This is a genomic window from Tardiphaga sp. vice304 (genome assembly GCF_007018905.1).
Taxonomy (GTDB): Bacteria; Pseudomonadota; Alphaproteobacteria; order Rhizobiales; family Xanthobacteraceae; genus Tardiphaga.
This window is the reverse complement of record NZ_CP041402.1, coordinates 5,480,739-5,499,981: the sequence shown is the minus strand read 5'-3', so window position 1 is coordinate 5,499,981 and position 19,243 is coordinate 5,480,739. Positions and strand designations below refer to the sequence as shown.

The 19,243-nt window shown below is 63.7% G+C and carries 12 protein-coding genes and 2 pseudogenes; 9 read left to right on the top strand and 5 right to left on the bottom strand.

Features of this window, described 5'->3' with window-relative positions:
* Window positions 1-2: 2 nt before the first annotated feature.
* A complete protein-coding gene (locus FNL56_RS26195; protein WP_143575727.1) occupies window positions 3-1,316 on the bottom strand; it encodes an ActS/PrrB/RegB family redox-sensitive histidine kinase in 1,314 nt (437 codons plus the stop codon).
* Between the two features lie 107 nt (window positions 1,317-1,423).
* Between FNL56_RS26195 and FNL56_RS26190 the strand changes: the two genes are divergently transcribed.
* The 4 genes from FNL56_RS26190 (at window position 1,424) to FNL56_RS26175 (ending at window position 5,554) form a co-directional block, all read left to right on the top strand.
* Window positions 1,424-2,209: an ABC transporter ATP-binding protein gene (locus FNL56_RS26190; RefSeq protein ID WP_143575726.1), complete on the top strand. Its 786-nt coding sequence runs from the start codon at window positions 1,424-1,426 to the stop codon at window positions 2,207-2,209.
* Window positions 2,206-3,030, top strand: coding sequence for an ABC transporter permease (locus FNL56_RS26185; protein ID WP_143575725.1), 825 nt, complete (start codon window positions 2,206-2,208; stop codon window positions 3,028-3,030). Before FNL56_RS26190 ends, FNL56_RS26185 begins: the two co-directional genes overlap by 4 nt.
* Window positions 3,031-3,153: 123 nt before the next feature.
* Window positions 3,154-4,473, top strand: a complete 1,320-nt coding sequence (locus FNL56_RS26180) for a polyhydroxyalkanoate depolymerase (protein ID WP_143582462.1) — start codon at window positions 3,154-3,156, stop codon at window positions 4,471-4,473.
* A 241-nt stretch (window positions 4,474-4,714) separates the two neighbouring features.
* Complete coding sequence (locus tag FNL56_RS26175) at window positions 4,715-5,554, top strand: M48 family metallopeptidase (protein WP_143575723.1); 840 nt, start codon at window positions 4,715-4,717, stop codon at window positions 5,552-5,554.
* Window positions 5,555-5,837: 283 nt separating this feature from the next.
* On the opposite strand, the gene FNL56_RS26170 is transcribed toward FNL56_RS26175, so the two are convergent.
* Window positions 5,838-8,051 (bottom strand): transglycosylase domain-containing protein, encoded by a 2,214-nt coding sequence (locus FNL56_RS26170; protein WP_143575722.1) that lies wholly within the window; start codon window positions 8,049-8,051, stop codon window positions 5,838-5,840.
* A 210-nt stretch (window positions 8,052-8,261) separates the two neighbouring features.
* On the opposite strand from FNL56_RS26170, the gene FNL56_RS26165 reads away from it, so the two are divergent.
* A complete protein-coding gene (locus FNL56_RS26165) occupies window positions 8,262-9,395 on the top strand; it encodes a histidine kinase dimerization/phosphoacceptor domain -containing protein (protein WP_143582461.1) in 1,134 nt (377 codons plus the stop codon).
* Between the two features lie 697 nt (window positions 9,396-10,092).
* Here the strand turns inward: FNL56_RS26165 and FNL56_RS26160 are convergent.
* A pseudogene (locus FNL56_RS26160) lies at window positions 10,093-10,281 on the bottom strand (transposase); the annotation flags it as partial.
* Between the two features lie 304 nt (window positions 10,282-10,585).
* On the opposite strand from FNL56_RS26160, the pseudogene FNL56_RS26150 reads away from it, so the two are divergent.
* Window positions 10,586-12,271 (top strand): annotated as a pseudogene (locus FNL56_RS26150) (methyl-accepting chemotaxis protein).
* A 518-nt stretch (window positions 12,272-12,789) separates the two neighbouring features.
* Window positions 12,790-13,767 carry an IS110 family transposase gene (locus FNL56_RS26145; protein WP_246661607.1) on the top strand — a complete coding sequence of 326 codons (978 nt, stop codon included), beginning with the start codon at window positions 12,790-12,792 and terminating at the stop codon, window positions 13,765-13,767.
* A gap of 37 nt (window positions 13,768-13,804) precedes the next feature.
* On the opposite strand, the gene FNL56_RS26140 is transcribed toward FNL56_RS26145, so the two are convergent.
* Window positions 13,805-15,043, bottom strand: coding sequence for an ABC transporter substrate-binding protein (locus FNL56_RS26140; protein WP_168204699.1), 1,239 nt, complete (start codon window positions 15,041-15,043; stop codon window positions 13,805-13,807).
* Window positions 15,044-15,264: 221 nt separating this feature from the next.
* Between FNL56_RS26140 and FNL56_RS26135 the strand changes: the two genes are divergently transcribed.
* Window positions 15,265-15,579, top strand: coding sequence for a protein YbgS (locus tag FNL56_RS26135; RefSeq protein WP_143575718.1), 315 nt, complete (start codon window positions 15,265-15,267; stop codon window positions 15,577-15,579).
* A gap of 201 nt (window positions 15,580-15,780) precedes the next feature.
* Here FNL56_RS26135 and FNL56_RS26130 read toward each other — a convergent pair whose 3' ends face one another.
* Entirely contained in the window at window positions 15,781-16,143 is a 363-nt protein-coding gene (locus FNL56_RS26130) for a DUF1304 domain-containing protein (RefSeq protein ID WP_143575717.1), read from the bottom strand.
* A 204-nt stretch (window positions 16,144-16,347) separates the two neighbouring features.
* On the opposite strand from FNL56_RS26130, the gene FNL56_RS26125 reads away from it, so the two are divergent.
* A complete protein-coding gene (locus FNL56_RS26125) occupies window positions 16,348-19,074 on the top strand; it encodes an ATP-binding protein (RefSeq protein WP_143578422.1) in 2,727 nt (908 codons plus the stop codon).
* Window positions 19,075-19,243: the final 169 nt, after the last annotated feature.

The following is a 19,243-nucleotide window of genomic DNA, read 5'->3' as shown; positions in this document are numbered from 1 at the left end:
GCTCAGTCGTCGAAGGCGCGTTCGGCGGTCTCGAAACTGTCGCGCGGCCAGGCGATCTGCACCACGGCGCCATGATCCGGGAATACGCGGTTGCTGAACGACACCTTGGCCCCGGTACGCTCCAGCAACGTGCGGGCGATGAAAACGCCGAGCCCGAGCCCGCCGCGTTCGCCGCCGTCATCGCCGCGCCGCCGCGACAGATAGGGCTCGCCGATCCGCTTCAATAGGTCCGGCGGAATGCCCGGCCCGTCGTCGGAGATCGAGATCGCGACGCTGTCGGCATTCCACCACGCATTGACCTCGACCCGCTCGCGGGCGAAATCGACGGCGTTTTCCAAAAGGTTGCCGACGCCGTAGAGAATCGCCGGGTTGCGCATCGATGTCGGCTCCGACGCGGTGGCGACCGCAATACGGACCTTGATCGCGATGCCGAAATCGCGGTGCGGCGCCACCGCTTCCTCGATGAGCGTCGATAGCTGCATCCGGTCGAACGGTGCCCCGGCGGAATTGAGCTGCGTGATCTTGGAGAGAATTTCGCGGCAGCGCTGCGCCTGCTCGCGCAGCGTCTTAAGGTCCTCGGCCAATTCCGGCGTGTTGCCCACGTTCTTTTCCAGCTCGCGTGAGATCAGGAAGATGGTCGAGAGCGGCGTCCCCAATTCATGCGCGGCGGCTGCGGCAAGGCCGTCGATCTGGGTCAGATGCTGCTCCCTGGTCAGCACCAGTTCGGTGGCGGCCAGCGCATCGGACAGCTTGCGGGCTTCTTCGGTAACCTGGAAGGCGTAAAGGCTGGTGACGCCGATCGCGGTGAGGATCGAGAGCCAGACGCCCAGCATGTAGATCTGCGGCAGCACCAATGGCTCGCTGGCGTCCCACGGCAGCGGCAGATGGAAAAAGGTCAGCGCCGTGGCGCAGATCGCGGCCAGTACGCCGAGCGATATGGTCAGCCGCGTCGGCAGTGCGGTGGCCGAGATCAGCACCGGTGCCAGGAACATGAATGAAAACGGATTCTGCAGCCCGCCGGTGAAGTATAACAGCGCCGCCAGCTCGGCAATGTTCAGCGCCAGCAGGGCTGCCGCCCAGCGCGGCTCCAGTCGCTGCATCGGGTTGAACACGATCTGCAACACCAGATTGAGCCCGGCCGACAGGCCGATCACGGTGAGACAGGGCAGCACCGGGACTTCGAAGTCGAGCCCTTGGGCTACGATGAAGATGGCGGCGAGCTGTCCCAGCACCGCCAGCCAGCGCAGCCGCAGAATGGTGTCGAGCCGCACATAGCGGCGCGGATGGCGGAAATCGGACGGCGCGACATCGGTCATGCGGGCGACATTAGACGGCCGGCGGTCCGATCACAAACCGGCAATGCCTGCGACAAGTTGCAGGCAGGGCTTGCCTATCCGGCTGCGATCCCGCTAGGACGGCAGATATGACCAGTGAACCCGCCTTGCGCGCCGACCCCGCGATCAGCCCGTCCTCCGGCGCGGCGATCGCCGTCGATCGGCTCGTCAAACTCTACAAGACGACGCGTGCGGTCGACGACGTGTCGTTCGCGATCGCGCGCGGCTCGATCACCGGGCTGCTCGGCGGCAACGGCGCCGGCAAGACCACCACCATCGCCATGATCATGGGCCTGGTGCTGCCGACCTCCGGTCGCGTCTCCGTGCTCGGCCATGCGATGCCGGCGCAGAGCGCCGAGGTGCTCGGCCGAATGAATTTCGAAAGCCCCTACGTCGACATGCCGATGCGGCTTACCGTGCGGCAGAACCTCACGGTGTTCGGCAAGCTCTATGCGGTGCCGGATCTGCGCGGCCGCATTGCGCAGCTCACCGAGGACCTCGACCTCGCAGACTTCCTCGACCGCGCCAGCGGCAAGCTGTCGGCCGGGCAGAAGACCCGCGTGGCATTGGCCAAGGCGTTGATCAACGAGCCGGAATTGCTGCTGCTCGACGAGCCGACCGCCTCGCTCGATCCCGACACCGCGGACTGGATTCGCCAGCATCTGGAGACCTATCGCCGGACGCACAACGCCACCATCCTGTTGGCGTCGCACAACATGCTGGAGGTCGAGCGATTGTGCGACCGCGTCATCATCATGAAGACCGGGCGCGTCGAGGACGACGACAGTCCGGCCAACATCCTGGTCCGTTATAACCGGACGACGCTGGAAGAGGTGTTCCTCGACGTCGCCCGCGGCCGGGAGCGCGTGTCATGAGCCTGCTGGATCACCGCGAGTTCCGCGGCATCGCCTTGCACCGCATCAACGCGATGGTGCTGCGCTATTGGTACCTGCTGGTGTCGTCCTGGCCGCGAATGCTGGAGCTGATCTACTGGCCGGCGCTGCAGATCGTCACCTGGGGGTTCCTGCAGAACTACATCTCGCAGAATGCCGGCTTCTTCGCGCAGGCTGGCGGCACGCTGATCGGCGCCGTGATCCTGTGGGACATCCTGTTCCGCGGCCAGCTCGGCTTTTCTATCTCCTTCCTCGAGGAAATGTGGGCGCGCAATCTCGGCAACCTGATGATGAGCCCGCTGAAGCCGATCGAATTCCTGATCTCGCTGATGATCATGAGCCTGGTCCGGCTGGCGATCGGCGTGATCCCGATGATCATCCTCGCGGTGGTGTTCTTCCAGTTCAACCTGTTTGCGCTCGGCCTGCCGCTGATCGCCTTCTTCTGCAACCTGATCTTTACCTCGTGGTCGGTCGGCATTTTCGTGTCCGGCCTGGTGTTGCGCAACGGGCTGGGTGCGGAGAGCATCGTCTGGACGCTGATGTTCGGGCTGATGCCGCTGGCCTGTGTGTACTATCCCGTGTCGGTGCTGCCCACTTGGCTGCAATATGTCGCCTGGACGCTGCCGCCGACCTATGTGTTCGAGGGCATGCGCGCGCTGTTGTTCGATCACACGTTCCGCACCGACCTGATGGTCACCGCGCTGGCGATCAACGCCGTGCTGTTTATCGCATCATTTGCGAGTTTTCTTGGGCTGCTGCGCAGCGCCCGCCGCGCCGGTTCGCTGGTATCTGGCGGCGAATAGCCTTCATTTCTGGCAGAAATTGCCGGTTTGGCCGACATTTGGATAAACATCCACCGTGCCCTGCATTGACGCTTTCTTATGCAGGGGCCACACTCCCGCACAGCAACAACGTTGGGAGTTCAGATGCCGATCGGTGAATTTGGCAGGCCGCCGGCCTTGCCGTCGGAAGTTAGCCCGGCGCTGACCACGCCGATGTACTGGATGCACGAGATGGCCCGCGCCTCGCTGAATCCGGCGCGGATGCTGACCGATGCCACCAAGGTGCTGTTCCAGAACCCGTTCAATCCGCTGACGCATACCGATTTCGGCAAGCAGGTCGCCGCCGGCTGCGAGGTATTCGAGCGCACCACGCGCCGCTACGGCAAGCCGGAATGGGGCCTCGACGACACCGAGGTCAACGGCGTGCGAACGCCGGTGGTGATCCGCACGGTCTGGGAGAAGCCGTTCTGCCGGCTTTTGTATTTCGACCGGGACCATCCGCGGCCGCTGAAGCATCCGCAGCCGCGCGTGCTGATCGTGGCGCCGATGTCCGGCCACTACGCCACGCTGCTGCGCGGCACCGTTGAGGCCTTCCTGCCGACCCACGAGGTCTACATCACCGACTGGACCGACGCCCGCATGGTGCCGATCGCCGAAGGCCGCTTCGATCTCGACGACTATGTCGACTACATCATCGAGATGCTGCATGAGCTGGGCGGCAACATGCATGTCATTGCGGTTTGCCAGCCATCCGTGCCGGTGCTCGCCGCCGTTTCCGTGATGGAAGCCGACGCCGATCCGTTCGTGCCGGTGTCGATGACGCTGATGGGCGGCCCGATCGACACCCGCCGCAATCCGACCGCGGTGAACAACCTCGCCGCGGAAAAGGGCATCGACTGGTTCCGCAGCCACGTCATCACCAAGGTGCCGTTTCCGCATCCCGGCCTGATGCGCGACGTCTATCCCGGGTTCCTGCAGCTCAACGGCTTCATCAGCATGAATCTCGACCGCCACATGGACGCGCACAAGGATCTGTTCAACCATCTGGTCCAGGGCGACGGCGACCTCGCCGACAAGCACCGCGATTTCTACGACGAATATCTGGCGGTAATGGATCTGACGGCCGAGTATTACCTGCAGACCGTGGACACGGTGTTCATCAAGCACTCGCTGCCGAAAGGCGAGATGACCCACCACGGCAAGCTGGTCGATCCCTCGAAGATTCACAACGTCGCGCTGATGACCGTGGAAGGCGAGAACGACGACATCTCCGGCATCGGCCAGACCGAAGCGACGCATGCTTTGTGCACATCGATCCCCGACGATCGCCGTGTGCACTACGTGCAAAAAGGCGTTGGACATTACGGCGTGTTCAACGGCTCGCGGTTCCGGTCCGCGATCGTGCCGCGCATCAATGACTTCATGCACAACGCAACCGAATCCAAGCGCGTCGCTGCGGAGTGATGGATAGCGCAACGACGAGCTTCACGAAGGGGAGCTCATCGTTGTTCATCGCTGCGAGTCGAACGCGCCGTTTCCAAGCCTTTGAAAATAGCCATAAAATCCGCATTTCCCCGGTATCCTTAGAAATGAGGCGAGGTTCACTTAATTAACGGCGCCTGTCCGGTGATTCTGAACCAGGATTCTGGTTCCAAGGCCCATTGGATAGGGGACATGCATTCGTGAAACCCCGTATATTGGGCAAATGATTTGTTTTTCTGCGGGGCCATTCTCTTGGCGGCGGATATGGCAGAATCCGGTCGATCTCCTGACGACCGGACATGTAGATATGGCATTTCGCGCACTTCTCTATCGCCGCCCCACTGAACCCGACACGCTGGCCATCAAGCATGGCAGCCAGATTTTTGCCGTTCGCCTGCGACGGCATCGCCGCGCGCGGCGCTACACGCTGCGCATTCATCCGAGCGATCGCGAAGCCATCCTGACGATGCCGCCGCGGGGCACGCTGGCCGATGCCAAGGCGTTTGCCGCCGGCCACGGCGCGTGGATCGCCGCGCGCCTCGGCCGTCTGCCGAAAGCCGCGCCCTTCGAGGCCGGCACCCTGCTGCCGTTGCGCGGCACGATGCACAAGATCGTGCATCGGCCGGGCTCGCGCGGCACGGTGTGGACCGAGGCGCGCGACTCTGGCGAGAAGATCCTGTGCGTCGCCGGCGAGGCCGAGCATGTCGGTCGCCGCGTGCACGATTTCCTCAAGCGCGAGGCGCGCGCCGATCTGCAGAAGGCGTCGACGCATTATGCGAAGGAACTCGGCGTCAAGGTGACGCGGCTGACGATCCGCGACCAGTCGAGCCGGTGGGGGTCGTGCACCTCGGCGGGGTCGCTGTCGTTCTCGTGGCGGCTGATCCTGGCGCCGCCCTACGTGCTCGACTATCTCGCCGCCCATGAAGTCGCGCATCTGGTCGAGATGAACCACTCGGCGAAGTTCTGGAAGGTGGTGGCCAAGATCTGCCCGGCCACCGAACGCGCCAAGACCTGGCTGGATACGCACGGCAACGATCTGCACCGTTATGGGGTGCAGGACTGAGCGGCATTCACATGACAGGGGAGGGTGGGGTGATCTCATTCTCGCTCCTCCTCTTCCCTGCCTATATTCCTATAGCTTTATATTCCTAATTATGACGTTTGGCTAGGGGTGATCGCCTTCCCGCGGGTGGCTGTCGTTCCGGGGCGCGAGCGCACCAGCGCGAGCGAACCTCAGCCACTCCAATTGGAGTAGCGGGGGATCCCGACATGTTCAGCGTGCCGCAACTTCGGGATTCCGGGTTCGCGCGCAGCTATCGCTGCGCACGCCCCGGAATGACAGGGGGCTATCGCCCGAACAGCCGGTCCGTCAGCCAGCCGTCCAAACCGCTCGCGGCCTCCGGGCGGACGTTGTCGCGCGGCGGCGGGGCTTGCCGCGCAGGATAGGAGGTCGGCGTCGGCGGCGCGCTCGGCTGTGGCCTCGCGCCAGTATAGACCGGCGCGCTCGGCACGTAGCCCGGCTGCGGCCGCAACTGCTGCGGCTCGGCTGTGCCCGGCATCACCTGCGACACCGCCGCGGCGACCGAGTTGAAGAAGCTGCTCGGCGCCGCTCCGGGGATCGGCTCCGGCGCAGCACCCTGATGCGCGGTCTTCATGAAGCGCGTCCAGATCTCCACCGGCAATCCGCCGCCGGTCGCTTTCTTGGTCGGCGAGTTGTCGTCATTGCCGAGCCAGACCCCGGTGACGAGCTTCGAGGTGTAGCCGATGAACCAGGCGTCGCGGAAATCCTGGCTGGTGCCGGTCTTGCCGGCGGCCTGCCAGCCCGGCAGCTCGGCCTTCCTGGCGCTGCCGGAGATCAGCGTCTCGGTCATCATCGTGTTCATCATCGCCACCGCGCGGGCATCGATCACCGCGGCCGGCGTGTCCTTGGTGCGGCGATACAGCGTCTTGTTGCCGTCCACGGTGCGGATCCGCTCGACGACATAGGGCGAAGCGGACAGCCCGCCATTGGCGAAGCTCGCATAGGCCCCGACCATCTCGGTCAAGGACACTTCGGAGGTGCCGAGCGCGATCGAGGCGTTGGCCTCCAGCTTCGAGGCGATGCCCAGCCGATGCGCGGTCCGCACCACGCTTTTCGCGCCGACCTCGAGCCCAAGCCGCACGGCCACCGTGTTCAGCGACATCGCCAGCGCCTGCGTCAGCGTCACCGGACCGAAATATTGATGCGTATAGTTCTCCGGCTTCCAGCCCTTGACGTCCAAGGGCGCGTCGGAGCGGATCGTCTCCGGCGTCAGCCCCGCCTCGATCGCGGTAAGATAGACGAACGGCTTGAACGAGGAGCCCGGCTGACGCTTGGCGGTGACCGCGCGGTTGAACTGGCTCTCGGCATAGTTCCGCCCGCCGACCATCGCGCGCACCGCGCCGTCGGGCGTCATCGCCACCAGCGCGCCTTGCGAGACGTTGAACTTGACGCTCTTGGCCGCCAACTCGTCGATGATCGAGGCTTCCGCGAGACTCTGCAGCTTCGGATCGAGGGTGGTCTCGACCACGATGGATTGATCGACCTGGCCGATCAGATCGTCGAGCACCTCGCCGATCCAGTCGGCGACGTAGTTCACGGTGCCGGCGCCGACCGCCTTTACATTATACGACGCATGCCCCGTCGAGGCCTGCGCCTGCGCCTGGGTGATGAAGCCGGCGTCCTGCATCGCCGCCAGCACGGTGCGCGCGCGCACCTCGGCCCCTTCCGGATTGCGGTTCGGCGCCAGCCGCGACGGCGACTTGACGAGGCCAGCCAGCATAGCGGCCTCCGCGATCGTGACCTCCTTGGCCGGCTTGCCGAAATAGCGTTGCGCCGCGGCTTCCACGCCGTAGGCGCCGGAGCCGAAATAAACGCGGTTGAGATAGAGCTCCAGTATCTCCTGCTTGGAATGCTTGCGCTCCAGCCAGAACGCCAGCTCGACCTCCTGCAGCTTGCGCTTCAACGTGCGTTCTTCGGAGAGGAACAGGTTCTTGGCGAGCTGCTGGGTGAGCGTCGAGCCGCCCTGCGCTACGCCGCGATGCATCACATTGGTAACCGCGGCGCGCGCGATCCCTAAGGGATCGACGCCGTAATGCGAATAGAAGCGGCGATCCTCGATCGCGATGAAGGCGTTCGGCAGATAGGCCGGCAGATTCTTCAGCGCGACGGTGCCGCCGGCCATTTCGCCGCGCATCGCCAGCACGCTGCCGTCGAGGCCTGTGATCTGGATGGTCGGCGGCCGCTTCGGGATTTCCAGCGACTGGATCGGCGGCAGATGCGCGCCGACATAGATCACCAGGCCAATCACCGCGATCGCGCCCCACAGGCCAACCACCGCGCCCCAGTAGAAGATCTTCTTGAAGAAGCCGGTGATGCCGCCGCGCGACTTGCTCGACTTGCGCTTGCCGGGTTTTCGCGGACTTGGCTTGGGCTTGTCGTCGGAACCGGCGACGCGGTCCTGCGGGTTCATCCGCAGTTCCGACAGCGAAGACGGCAGCCCGAACGTAGGCTCCTTGCGACCGCTTTTTTTCTTCGCCATACGCCACACCGCCCGCTCGATGCCGGACCGTACTGTTCCCGGTTTAAAGCGCGGTTAAGCGGGGCTTAACGGGATCGAAGGAATTGACGGCTAGCCGCGTCGGCGCCGAAATCGACAAGACACACAGGGTGACCAAATGCGGCTTGGACGGGCTCGCCGGAGATGCCATAAATGCGAGGGATTACCGACAGTTCGTGATCAGGACCGCCCGTGAAAGCAGCGTTGCACGCTTCAGAAGATCAGCGACTTGCGGCGCTTCGCAGCTATGGCATCCTGGACACGCCGCGCGAACGCGAGTTCGACGACGTGGTGAAGCTGGTGTCCGAGATATGCAACGCGCCGATCTCGGTGATCAATCTGATCGATGACGGCCGCCAGTGGTTCAAGGCCGAGGTCGGGCTCGGCGTGCGCGAGACGCCGATCGACAGCTCGCTGTGCGCCCATGCGATCCTGCAGCCGGGCCTGTTCATCGTTCCCGATACCACGCTGGACGACCGCTTCTGCGATAATCCGCTGGTGATCGGCGATCCCCGGCTGCGCTTCTATGCCGGCGCGCTGCTGCAGACTTCCGACGGCCTGCCGCTCGGCACCTTGTGCGTGCTGGACTTCATGCCGCGGCAGCTCGACGATACCCAGAAGGCGCTGCTGCAGGTGATGGCCGGCCAGGTCATGAAGACGCTGGAGCTGCGCCGGCTGATCGCCGTCGAGCGCGCCGGGCGTCTCGCCGCCGAACTCGTGGTCGAGGAGAACAAGGTGCTGGCGCGCGAGGGCGATCACCGCGTGATGAACTCGCTGCAGCTGGTGCAGTCCGTGCTCAGCCTGCAGATGCGCAGCGCCGACAGCGCGGACACCCGGTCGCATCTGGAATCCGCTCGCAACCGCGTGCTGGCGATCGCCTCGGTGCACAAGGAGCTGCATCTTGGCGGCAGCCTCGAGGACGTCGAGGCCGGTGCCTTCCTGCGCCGCATCTGCGACAGCCTGAAGCTGAACGCGCCGGCCCGCATCGACGCCATCCATGTCACCACCGACGTGCTGATGATGCGCTCCGATCTCGCCAGCACGATGGGCCTGATCTTCGCCGAGCTGGTCACCAACAGCTTCAAATACGCCTATCCGGAACACGGCCGCGGCGCCGTCGACGTCGCGTTCCGGCGCACCGCGCAGGGCTGGACGCTGACCGTGAGCGACGCCGGCCAGGACCTGCCGCCCGGCTTCGACCCCGCCCGCAGCCACGGCGTCGGCATGCGCGTCGTCAGCGCTCTGGTCCGCCGCCTCAACGCCACGCTGTCCTTTACCGGCGCCCCGCCGACCACGAGCTTCACGGTGGCGTTCGGGCGCGGATGATCGCGCCGCGGAGGACGCGTCGCCGATCCGCGCTGCGCGGGCTGACATGACATTCGCCCACGCGCCGTCGGCATCGCGCCGCCGCGCCAATCGAGCCTTCCGGTGTGCCCCTCGACAACCGAGGGGAATGGCGCGCCGACAGGCGCAGTTGGGTAGTTCGTCGCGCTCCGGATGCGGCGTGCGAGGCCGCAGGCGGGACGCGTCGCCTCTCGGCGCGCCATTGCGGGACTTGTGTCCGGAGCACCGCTTCCGTCGGCACCGGCGCGTCCTCCGCTTCGCCTTGCGAAGCCGAAGTCCGCCATCCCGGCGGCTTTCGCCGCCGTTCACCGATGCCGCCAGCGCACTAGCGCGGCCCCTCCTAGTGGGGGCGGACGGCCACCTCCGGCCTCCCGGGTCCATGGTTGCGAGCCACGTCCGCAGGCACCGCATCCCGCTCCACATCCAGAACGCCTCTAGAAGCGCCCCTCGATGAGCAGGACAGCGAGGATTATAGTCAAAATTCTCTGGGCGTCAACCATAGAAAGACAAAATACCTATAGCTTTTGCTAAGATGCTTTGCCAACAAGCTGTGCCGCCCTTGCATGCATAAGCGAGGCGCGTCGAGACATAAATCCGGCCCCGTTGTCACTGACTAGGGCGTGGACTCACAAGCGCGCAGCCAAATCCGAATCGCAGCGAGTTTGATGAAGGCAAAGTAGAACCGGTTGTAGCAGGTCGTGTAAGGCCCAAAGCTCTCCGGCAGATCGCGCCATGGCGCTGCCGACCGCAATATCCAGAAGATGCCGTTGAGGACCCGCCGGTCGTCCACCCTCGGCACACCGCGCGGCTTGTTCGGAAGGAACGGCCTGATGGCATTCCACTCATAGTCCGTGAGTTCGTATCTCATGATCCGAGGCCCCGATTCGGGAGTTTGAATCATGTCTATCTCAGTGCTCGCAACACGAAACGGAGGGTCCGGAATCGGTCGGATAGCGGACATGCCGCTGACATGTTAAAAACGAAGCGAATGACCCAAAGCTGAAATCTGACAGGCACATGCCGCGAAATCGCTGATGCAGCGATCCTCACTGCGCACACCGTATTTCTACGGGATGTCCGCCAAGCGTAATTAACTCAATTTGGAGGCTGCTGAGCGCATTGTAGAGCGGAGCAGCCCGATCAGGACTGCATTGTAGTTTGGAAATAATGTCATGAAGCTGCGCTTTTCGCTTGGCCTTCGTATTTACTGCATCATCGGTCTGAGCTTTTGCGGCCTGATCGGGCTTTCCGCGCTGCAGATCAACACTCTTTCGACTTCCCTGAAAGCGCAGCGCCAAGCTGAACTTGGCCATTTGGTGGAGCTCGCGGTCGAGGTCGCCAAGGAGGAATATGATTGGGCGAAGCGGGACAAGACCTCAGAGGAGGCGGCAAAGTAGAGGGCTGCGGCTCGCATCGGCAAAATGCGCTACGGGAACGGCGATTACTTTTGGATCAACAATCTGAGCCAGATGATCATGCACCCGACTAAGCCGGAGCTGATCGGCCGAGATATCAAAGAAATCAAGGACCCCGCCGGTAAGCCGTTTTTATATGACGCTGCGGTGTTAGTGAAGCGGGATGGCAGTGGCTTCGTGGAATATGAGTGGCCAAAGCCGGGCAAGGAGGCAGCGCAGCCGAAGCTGTCCTTCGTGACCGGCTTCGCGCCTTGGGAATGGACCATCGGCACGGGCGTGTACATTGACGATTTGCAGGCCCAAGTGTGGGAGAACGCGAAGATTGTCGGTATCGCGGCGCTGATCGTTATCGCCCTAATAGGGATGGTTTCAATCATCATCGCGCGCAAAATGTCATCCGCGCTGGTCGCGATGACATCGGTTGTCACGAAGCTCGGTGAAGGTGACTTCAACATCAAATTACCGGGCCTTGATCGCGGCGACGAGCTTGGCGACATGGCGCGTTCAATCGAACAATTCAAGATCAAGGCTGCTGAGAAAGCCCAGGGCGAGGCGGAAACTATAAAGCAGCAGGAGCAGCTTGCTAAAGAACGGCACAAGCGCGATATGAACAAGTTCGCCGACGATTTCGAAGCCGCCGTCGGAAACATCGTCGAGACCGTATCGTCGGCCTCGACCGAGCTCGAAGCCTCTGCAGGCATACTGACCGCGACGGCCGAACGATCGCAGGTGCTGACCACGAGCGTGGCGGCAGCCTCCGAACAAGCGTCCGCCAATGTGCAGTCCGTGGCATCTTCCACCGAAGAGATGTCTTCGTCGGTCAATGAGATCAGCCGTCAGGTGCAAGAATCCGCCCGAATCGCCAACGAGGCTGTTGACCAGACCCGCAAGACGAATGATCGCGTTAGTCAGTTGTCCAAAGCTGCCGCCCGAATTGGGGACGTGGTCGAACTCATCAACACCATTGCTGGGCAAACCAATCTGCTGGCGCTCAATGCGACCATCGAGGCCGCCCGCGCCGGGGAAGCTGGCCGAGGTTTTGCGGTGGTGGCCTCTGAAGTGAAGGCGCTGGCCGAGCAGACCGCCAAGGCGACCGGCGAGATCGGTCAGCAGATCACCGGCATTCAGGCGGCGACGCAGGAATCGGTCGGCGCGATCAAGGAAATTAGCAGCACCATCGAACGACTGTTCGAGATTTCCTCGACCATTGCGGCGGCGGTGGAAGAACAGGGCGCGGCAACGCAGGAAATCGCGCGCAACGTGCAGCAGGCGTCGCAAGGTACCCAGCAAGTGTCTTCCAACATCGCCGACGTGCAGCGGGGCGCCAGCGAGACTGGCTCGGCCTCGTCCAAGGTGCTTTCGGCAGCTCAGTCGCTGTCGGGGGACTCCAACCGCCTCAAGCTCGAAGTCGGCAAGTTCCTCAATACGGTACGCGCCGCTTAAGCATCGGGTATCGGATCAGAAAAAATGAGAAGCCGCCTACGGGCGACTCTTTCTTTGGGTCAAGGCTCAAGTTCTTTGGGTCAAGGCTCAAGCCGTGTCTCTTCATGGCACTTTTCGGACCTGAGGCGATCTCCAATTTAAGTCTGTAATACGTCGGATGGCGGAGATGCCTCAAGCTCCCACACAGACGCGCGATTTATGAGTACACGCCCTAGCCCGTAGGGCGGATTAGCCTGTCCGCCCACCGGCGGTCAGGCGTAATCCGCCGCGATGAGCTTGGCGGCGCATTACGCTTCGCTAATCCGCCCTTGTAATAGCAAATCGGGATATTGTCAGCTCGTTCCGAGAGGAATGCTCTGCCGCGGACGGCCATCCGCGGCAGAGCGGCTGGCGATCGGATCGTATCCGCCCTGAGTCGTCTGAGACTGCCCCGTAGCGGGATCGCGCCAGCTCCTTCATCGGACCCGGATGGTTGCCGGAACAAGTTGGTTCGCTTCACAAGGCAGGGGTCGACGAAGATGACGAACAATAACACGGAAACGGCCGGCATCGATACGGCCAAAGACAAGCTCGACATTGCGGTGCATGGCCGGGAGCAGCGATGGCAGGTGCCCAACGTAGCGGCGGGATGGCGGCAGTTGGCGGCCGATCTCGGTAAGGCAGGCGTCACCAAAGTCGGTATCGAGGCCACCGGTGGTTATGAACGTGGCGTGGTTACGCATTTGCGCACCAAAGGCTTCGTCGTGCTGGTGCTGCAGCCGATCCAGGTCAAGAACTTTGCCAGGCTGCATCTGCGGCGCGCCAAGAACGACGCCCTGGATGCCGTGCTGGTCGCCGCCTGCGCGGCGGTGCTCGATCCTCCATCTGTCGACGCGGATCCAAGGCTCACGGAGCTGGCAGATCACCTGACCTTCGTCGAACAGATCGAGGAAGACATGGTCCGCCTCAAGACTCGGCTCGAACATATCGACGAGCCACGACGGCGGCGTCTGGTCCTCAACGACATCGATCGGCTGAAGGCGCGCCGAGCCACCGAACTCCTACGAATCGCGGGCCAACTGCGCGACCATCCGGATCTGGCGCGGCGCCTCGATCTGGTGCTCAGCGTCCCCGGCATCGGCGAGCGGACTGCGCTGGCGCTGATCATCCGCATGCCTGAGCTCGGCCAAATCAGCCGGGAGAAGGCGGCAGCTCTTGCCGGCCTTGCGCCGTTCGACGATGACAGCGGCAAGCATAGGGGGCAGCGCCACATTGCAGGTGGTCGAAGCCGCCTGCGTCGCTCGCTGTTTGCTGCGGCGCTGCCGGCCTCGTTCCGCTGGAACAAGGCCCTGTGCGCGCTCTACGAGCGCCTGAAAGCCCGCGGCAAGGCCACAACGAGGCGCTCATCGCCTGCGCTCGCAAGCTCCTCATCTACGCCAACACCGTCGTCGAGCGCGGCACGCCATGGGTTGAAAAGCAGGCCGCGCTTTAATGGTTGCTACGCTTGCTGCCGATGAAAGATGTGTTTCCACTGAATAATCTCCACAACAGTCCTCACCCCGCCGCATCGTCCTCGATGATCGGCCCGAACAGCTCCCACCTCTCGCCGTTAAACCGCTGCATCTGCAATTGCTTGTTGACGCGGTAATCCGTCGGCGAGCTGGAGTAGGTGATGCCGGGGAGCAGCAGGTCGCTGCCGTAGCCGGACAGCGACGTCGCCTGCTTCATCACATTGGCGCGGGTCAGCTCGTTGCCGCAGCGCTCCAGCACCTTCACCATCAGCTGCGCATTGTCATAGGCGTAGGTGTTGAAGTTCGAGTTCTTGTCGCCCTCGGGATAGTATTTGTCCATGAAGGCGAAATAGCGCTTCATGCCTGCATCGTCCTTCCATTGCGGGTCGAGCGGGTCCTTGCCGTAATTCGTCGAGATCAGCCCCTTCGAATTCTCCAGTCCCGCGGGCACCAGCACGGCGCCGACCGAGGTGGCGTTGATGTCGACGATGTGCACGGGCTTCCAGCCCAAGTCGGCCACCTTCTTGATGGCTTGTGCTGCGAATTTCGGCGTCGAGGCCGAGAACAAGAGATCTGCGCCGGAGGATTTCAGCTTGACGATCTGCGAGTCGATCGTCGGGTCGGCGAGTTCGTAGGAGGCGTCGGAGACGATCATGCTCGCGGCCTTGTCGCCGAGCCCGGCCTTGATGCCGTTGACATAGTCGCGGCCGAGGTCGTCGTTCTGCCAGAGGATAGCGATCTTGGCGGCGGGATAGTTTTTCAGAATGTACTTGCCGTAGATCCGGCCCTCGCTGTGGTAGTTCGGGTTGTAGCCCATCGTCCACGGAAAGTTCTTCGGATCGGAGAATCGCGTGGCGCCGGTGGCGGAGAACAGTTGCGGCACCTGTTTCTGGTTGAGATATTTCTGCACGGCGGCATTGGACGGCGTGCCGACGATCTGGAACGTCAGCAGCACCTCGTCGCTCTCGACCAGCTTGCGCACCTGTTCCACCGCCTTGGGCGGCGAATAGGCGTCGTCATACTGGATCAGATTGATCTTGCGGCCGTTGACGCCGCCCTGTTCGTTGACCATGCGGAAATACGCCGCCTGGGTCTTGCCGATCGAGGAATAGGCGGACGCAGGCCCGGAGAACGGCACGGTCTGGCCGATCCTGATCTCGCTGTCGGAGGCGCCGGAATCGTATTTCTTTTGCGCTGCAGCGGGTGCGGCGGATAAAGCGACGGCTATCGTCGCGGTGGCGAGCAGATGCGCGAACGAAGTCGCGGCGTGTGAATTCCTCATGGCCATGCCTCCCTGATGTGTCGCCGACGGTCGTTCCATTGCTGGCGCCATCGTTGCGGACAGTGTGACGCAGGGAACTAGCGAAGGCAAGTTGACCTGCGCCGTGGGAAATGTGGCGGCATCTGGAGTTTTCGGAGGTGGTTTTGCTATCAGCGCAAAGATCGGAACGGATAACGTTGTTCATCATTGTCGAGGCAAGCAACAACCAACCGGAGGTCACCATGAAGAAGATTATTCTCGCTACCGCCATCACCGCCCTGATGACCGGCGCCGCTTTCGCGCAGGCCAATCCGAACGCGCCGCAGCCGTCCTCGACCGGTGCCGGCATCAACCAGCCCGGCACGACCAGCACCGGCGTCGCCGTTGATCGCTCCGACAGCGGCAAGATGGGTACCACCACCGGCATGAAGAAGGACAGCATGAAGAAGGATGGCATGCATAAGGACGGCATGGCCAAGGACGGCATGGCCAAGGACGGCATGGCCAAGGACGGCATGGCCAAGGATGGCATGTCCAAGGGCAGCATGAGCAAGTAAGCTCTGCCGAACTAGAAAAAGCCGCGCTGGCAACAGCGCGGCTTTTTGTTTTCTTCCCCTCTCCCCTTGTGGGAGAGGGTGGCCGCGCGTCAGCGCGGACGGGTGAGGGGTAGTGTTGCGCTCCGTCGCTCCCTCTCATCCGACGCCGACTTCGTCGGCGCCACCTTCCCACAAGGGGAGAAGGAAAAGAGGTCGCGCTGCTCAAGCCAGCGTGACCACGGCGAGTGCGATCGCCGCGGGCAGCGCCTGCACGAACAGGATCTTGCGGCTGACGCTCCAGGCGCCGTACAGGCCTGCTGTGATCACGCACAGCAGGAAGAAGACTTTCAGCTGCCAGGCGAAGGCCGGCGCGGCGTGCAGCAGGCTCCAGACGAGGCCGGCGGCGAGGAAGCCATTATACAGACCCTGATTGGCGGCGAGCACGGCGGATGCTTGCGCCTTGGTCAGCGTGTTGCCGAAGGTCTTCAGGCCATAGGGCCGGGTCCAGAGAAACATCTCCAGCACCATGAAATAGACGTGCAGCGCCGCCACCAGCGCCACCAATAGGTTTCCAGTCCAGACCATTGCCCTGCCTCCGTCGACGCCTCGGCGCCAGTTGATCCCGGGCGCCGATTGCGCGCCATTTGCGTATCCAGATACCGAATTTCGGCCTGGCCGGCCATGCCACGGTATTTCACCTTGTGGAATCGCCGTGGCATGCCAGCATGGAACCTACCATCATGGTACCTTATTCGGAGCGCCGCAGGCGCTTCGCCCGGCGGAATCGCCATGAAGCTCTCGACCAGGTTGATGTTGGCCATGACGGCGCTGGTGCTGATCGCCGTGGGCGCCGTCAGCGTCACCGCTTATTACAATATCGGACGAACGGTGGTCCCGACCGGGCTGACGCAACTGGCGCTGCACGTAAAGGCCCGGCTCAGCGGCTATGAATCGATCCTGCGCGTGGTCCGCAACGAGGTGCTGTCGACCCGCAGCCTGTCGGCGCATCAGGGGCTGATCCGGGCGCGCCGCCATGGCGGCATCGATCCGCAGGACGGGCTGAGCGAAGAGCAATGGCTGCATCATGTGACGGCCGATTATGTGGCCATGATGGGCGCCAAGCTGGGACTGACGGCCTATCATCTGCTCGACGCCAGCCATGGCGGCCGCGAACTGATCCGGGTCGAGCGGGAAGGCGCCGAGGGCGTGCTTCGCATCGCCCCCACCGCCGAACTCACGCCGCGCGACCACGACCTGCTGCGCAGCGCGCTCACGGTGCCGGACACTGAACTGTATTTCTCGCCGATCAGCTTTCTGCCGCCGCGCACCGTGCACGGGCCGGCGGTCCCGTCGATCTCGGTGGCCGCGCCGCTACGCGGGCCGGCCGGCGAAGCGTTCGGCGCATTGGTGCTCGAATACGATCTGCGTCCGATCTTCGAGCGGATCCGCGAGGCGCTGGGCAGCGACACCGAAGTCCATTTCGTCGATGCCAGCGGCCCGTATCTGATGAACTACAAAGGCGGGCAGATCGAGCAGGCCGATCCCAACCGGCGCTGGCAGGATGATTTTCCGAAGCTGGCTGCGTCGCTCGGCGACAAGCAGGGCACCGCGACCGTGTTCACCGCGGCCGACGGCCAGCAGGTCGCCGCCGCCATGGTGGTCGCGCCGCTTTCCAGCGGTTTGCGAACCGGCGTGATCGAAACCGAGCCGTTCAACCGGATCATGGCGCCGGCCATCGCGCTGCAGAACGCCGGGTTGACCGTCGCTCTGTTCGCGGTGATCGGCGCCGTGATGCTTGCGATGTGCCTGTCGCGCTCGCTGGCGGGTCCCGTGGTCCGTATCACCGGGGCGGTGGACGAGTTTTCGAGGACCGGGCAGCTCACCGTGCCGAGCGGGTTGAGCGGCGAGACCGGCATCCTGGTCGACGCCTTCGTCCAGGCGGTCGGCAAGATCGAGCGGACCTCGGCGGCGCTGCTGATCAAGTCGGAGCTGCTCGACAAGATCATCGCCAGCATGGCCGATGCGCTGGTGGTGATTGACGCGAAGGGCGGGCGGATTTTTGCCAACCCGACCTGCGTCGCGCTGTTCGGCGCGGCCGAGGACATCGGCTCGACGCGCTGGCGGCAGAAATACAAGCGCTTTCTCTGCGACGGCGTGACGCCGATGCCGGAAGGCACCAGCCCGGCCGAGCGGGCGCTGCGCGGCGAGAGCTTCGACAATGTCGAGCTCGGGATCCGGTTTGCGGACCAGGCGCTGATCCAGGTGGCTGCCAGCGGCCGCCCGATTCTCAATGCCGACGGCTCGTTCGGCGGCGCCGTGATCCTGTACCGCAATGTCACCGCACTTCGCGAGACCGAACGCCAGCTTCGCCAGGCGCAGAAGATGGAAGCGGTCGGCCAGCTCACCGGCGGCGTGGCGCACGACTTCAACAACATCCTCACCGTGCTGACCGGCGGCGTCGAGATCATCAGCGAAGGCGTCAAGGACCAGCCGATGCTGGCGCGGGTGGCGCAGATGCTGAACGACGCGGTCGACCGCGGCGCCGATCTCACCCACCAATTGCTGGCCTTCGCCCGCAAGCAGCCGCTGCAGCCGCGCCTGATCGAGATCAATGCGGTGGTCACCGACTCGGCGCGGCTGCTGCGGCCGACACTCGGCGAAAAGGTCGATATCGAAGCCCGGCTGATCGCGGAGCCCTGGCCCGTGCTGGCCGACCCGGCGCAGCTCTACAGCGCACTGCTCAATCTGGCGGTCAACGCCCGCGACGCGATGCCCTCGGGCGGCCGGCTGACGCTGGAAACCGGCAATGTCATGCTCGACGAGGCCTATGCCGAGCAGAACGCCGAAGTCGTGCCCGGCCCCTATGCGATGATCGCGGTGAGCGACACCGGCACGGGGATGCCTGCCGCGATTCTCGACCGCGTGTTCGATCCGTTCTTCACCACAAAGCCGATCGGCAAGGGCACCGGCCTCGGCCTCAGCATGGTTTACGGCTTCGTCCTGCAGTCCGGCGGTCACATCAAGATCTACAGCGAGGAAGGTTATGGCACCACGATCAAGATCTTCCTGCCGTGCGCCGAGCTGGCCGGCCCGGCACCGGCGGTGACGCAGGCGCCCGAGATCACCGGAGGTCAGGAGGTTCTGCTGGTGGTCGAGGACGATGAACTGGTGCGCAGCTACGTCATCACCAATCTGGTCAGCCTCGGCTACCGGGTGCATACCGCCACCAACGCCGTGGAAGCGCTGGCAATGGTGCAACAGGGGCTGGCGTTCGACCTGCTGTTCACCGATATCGTGCTAGGCGCCGGCATCAACGGCCGCCAGCTCGCCGACGAGATCCGTGCGCTGCGGCCGGGGCTGAAAGTGTTGTACACCTCCGGCTACACCGAGGATGCCGTCGTTCATCACGGCCGGGTCGAAGCCGGGGTCCGGCTGCTGACCAAGCCCTATCGCCGCGCCGATCTGGCCCGGATGCTGCGGCTGGCGCTGGACGGGGAGGGGATGGCGGTGACGTAGGTCGTCCCGGCCAGCTCTGCAGCCGTGTCGGTCGTTCGGTTCATGATACGGGTGCAATGCTGCCCGGGTGGCCATCCCTGGCCTGGCGCGCAGCCAGCACCGTTTGGCGCGCGAGGCCAGGAACCGACTGCTGCGCGGGCGATCCGTTTGGACACTTAAATGCTGCGGA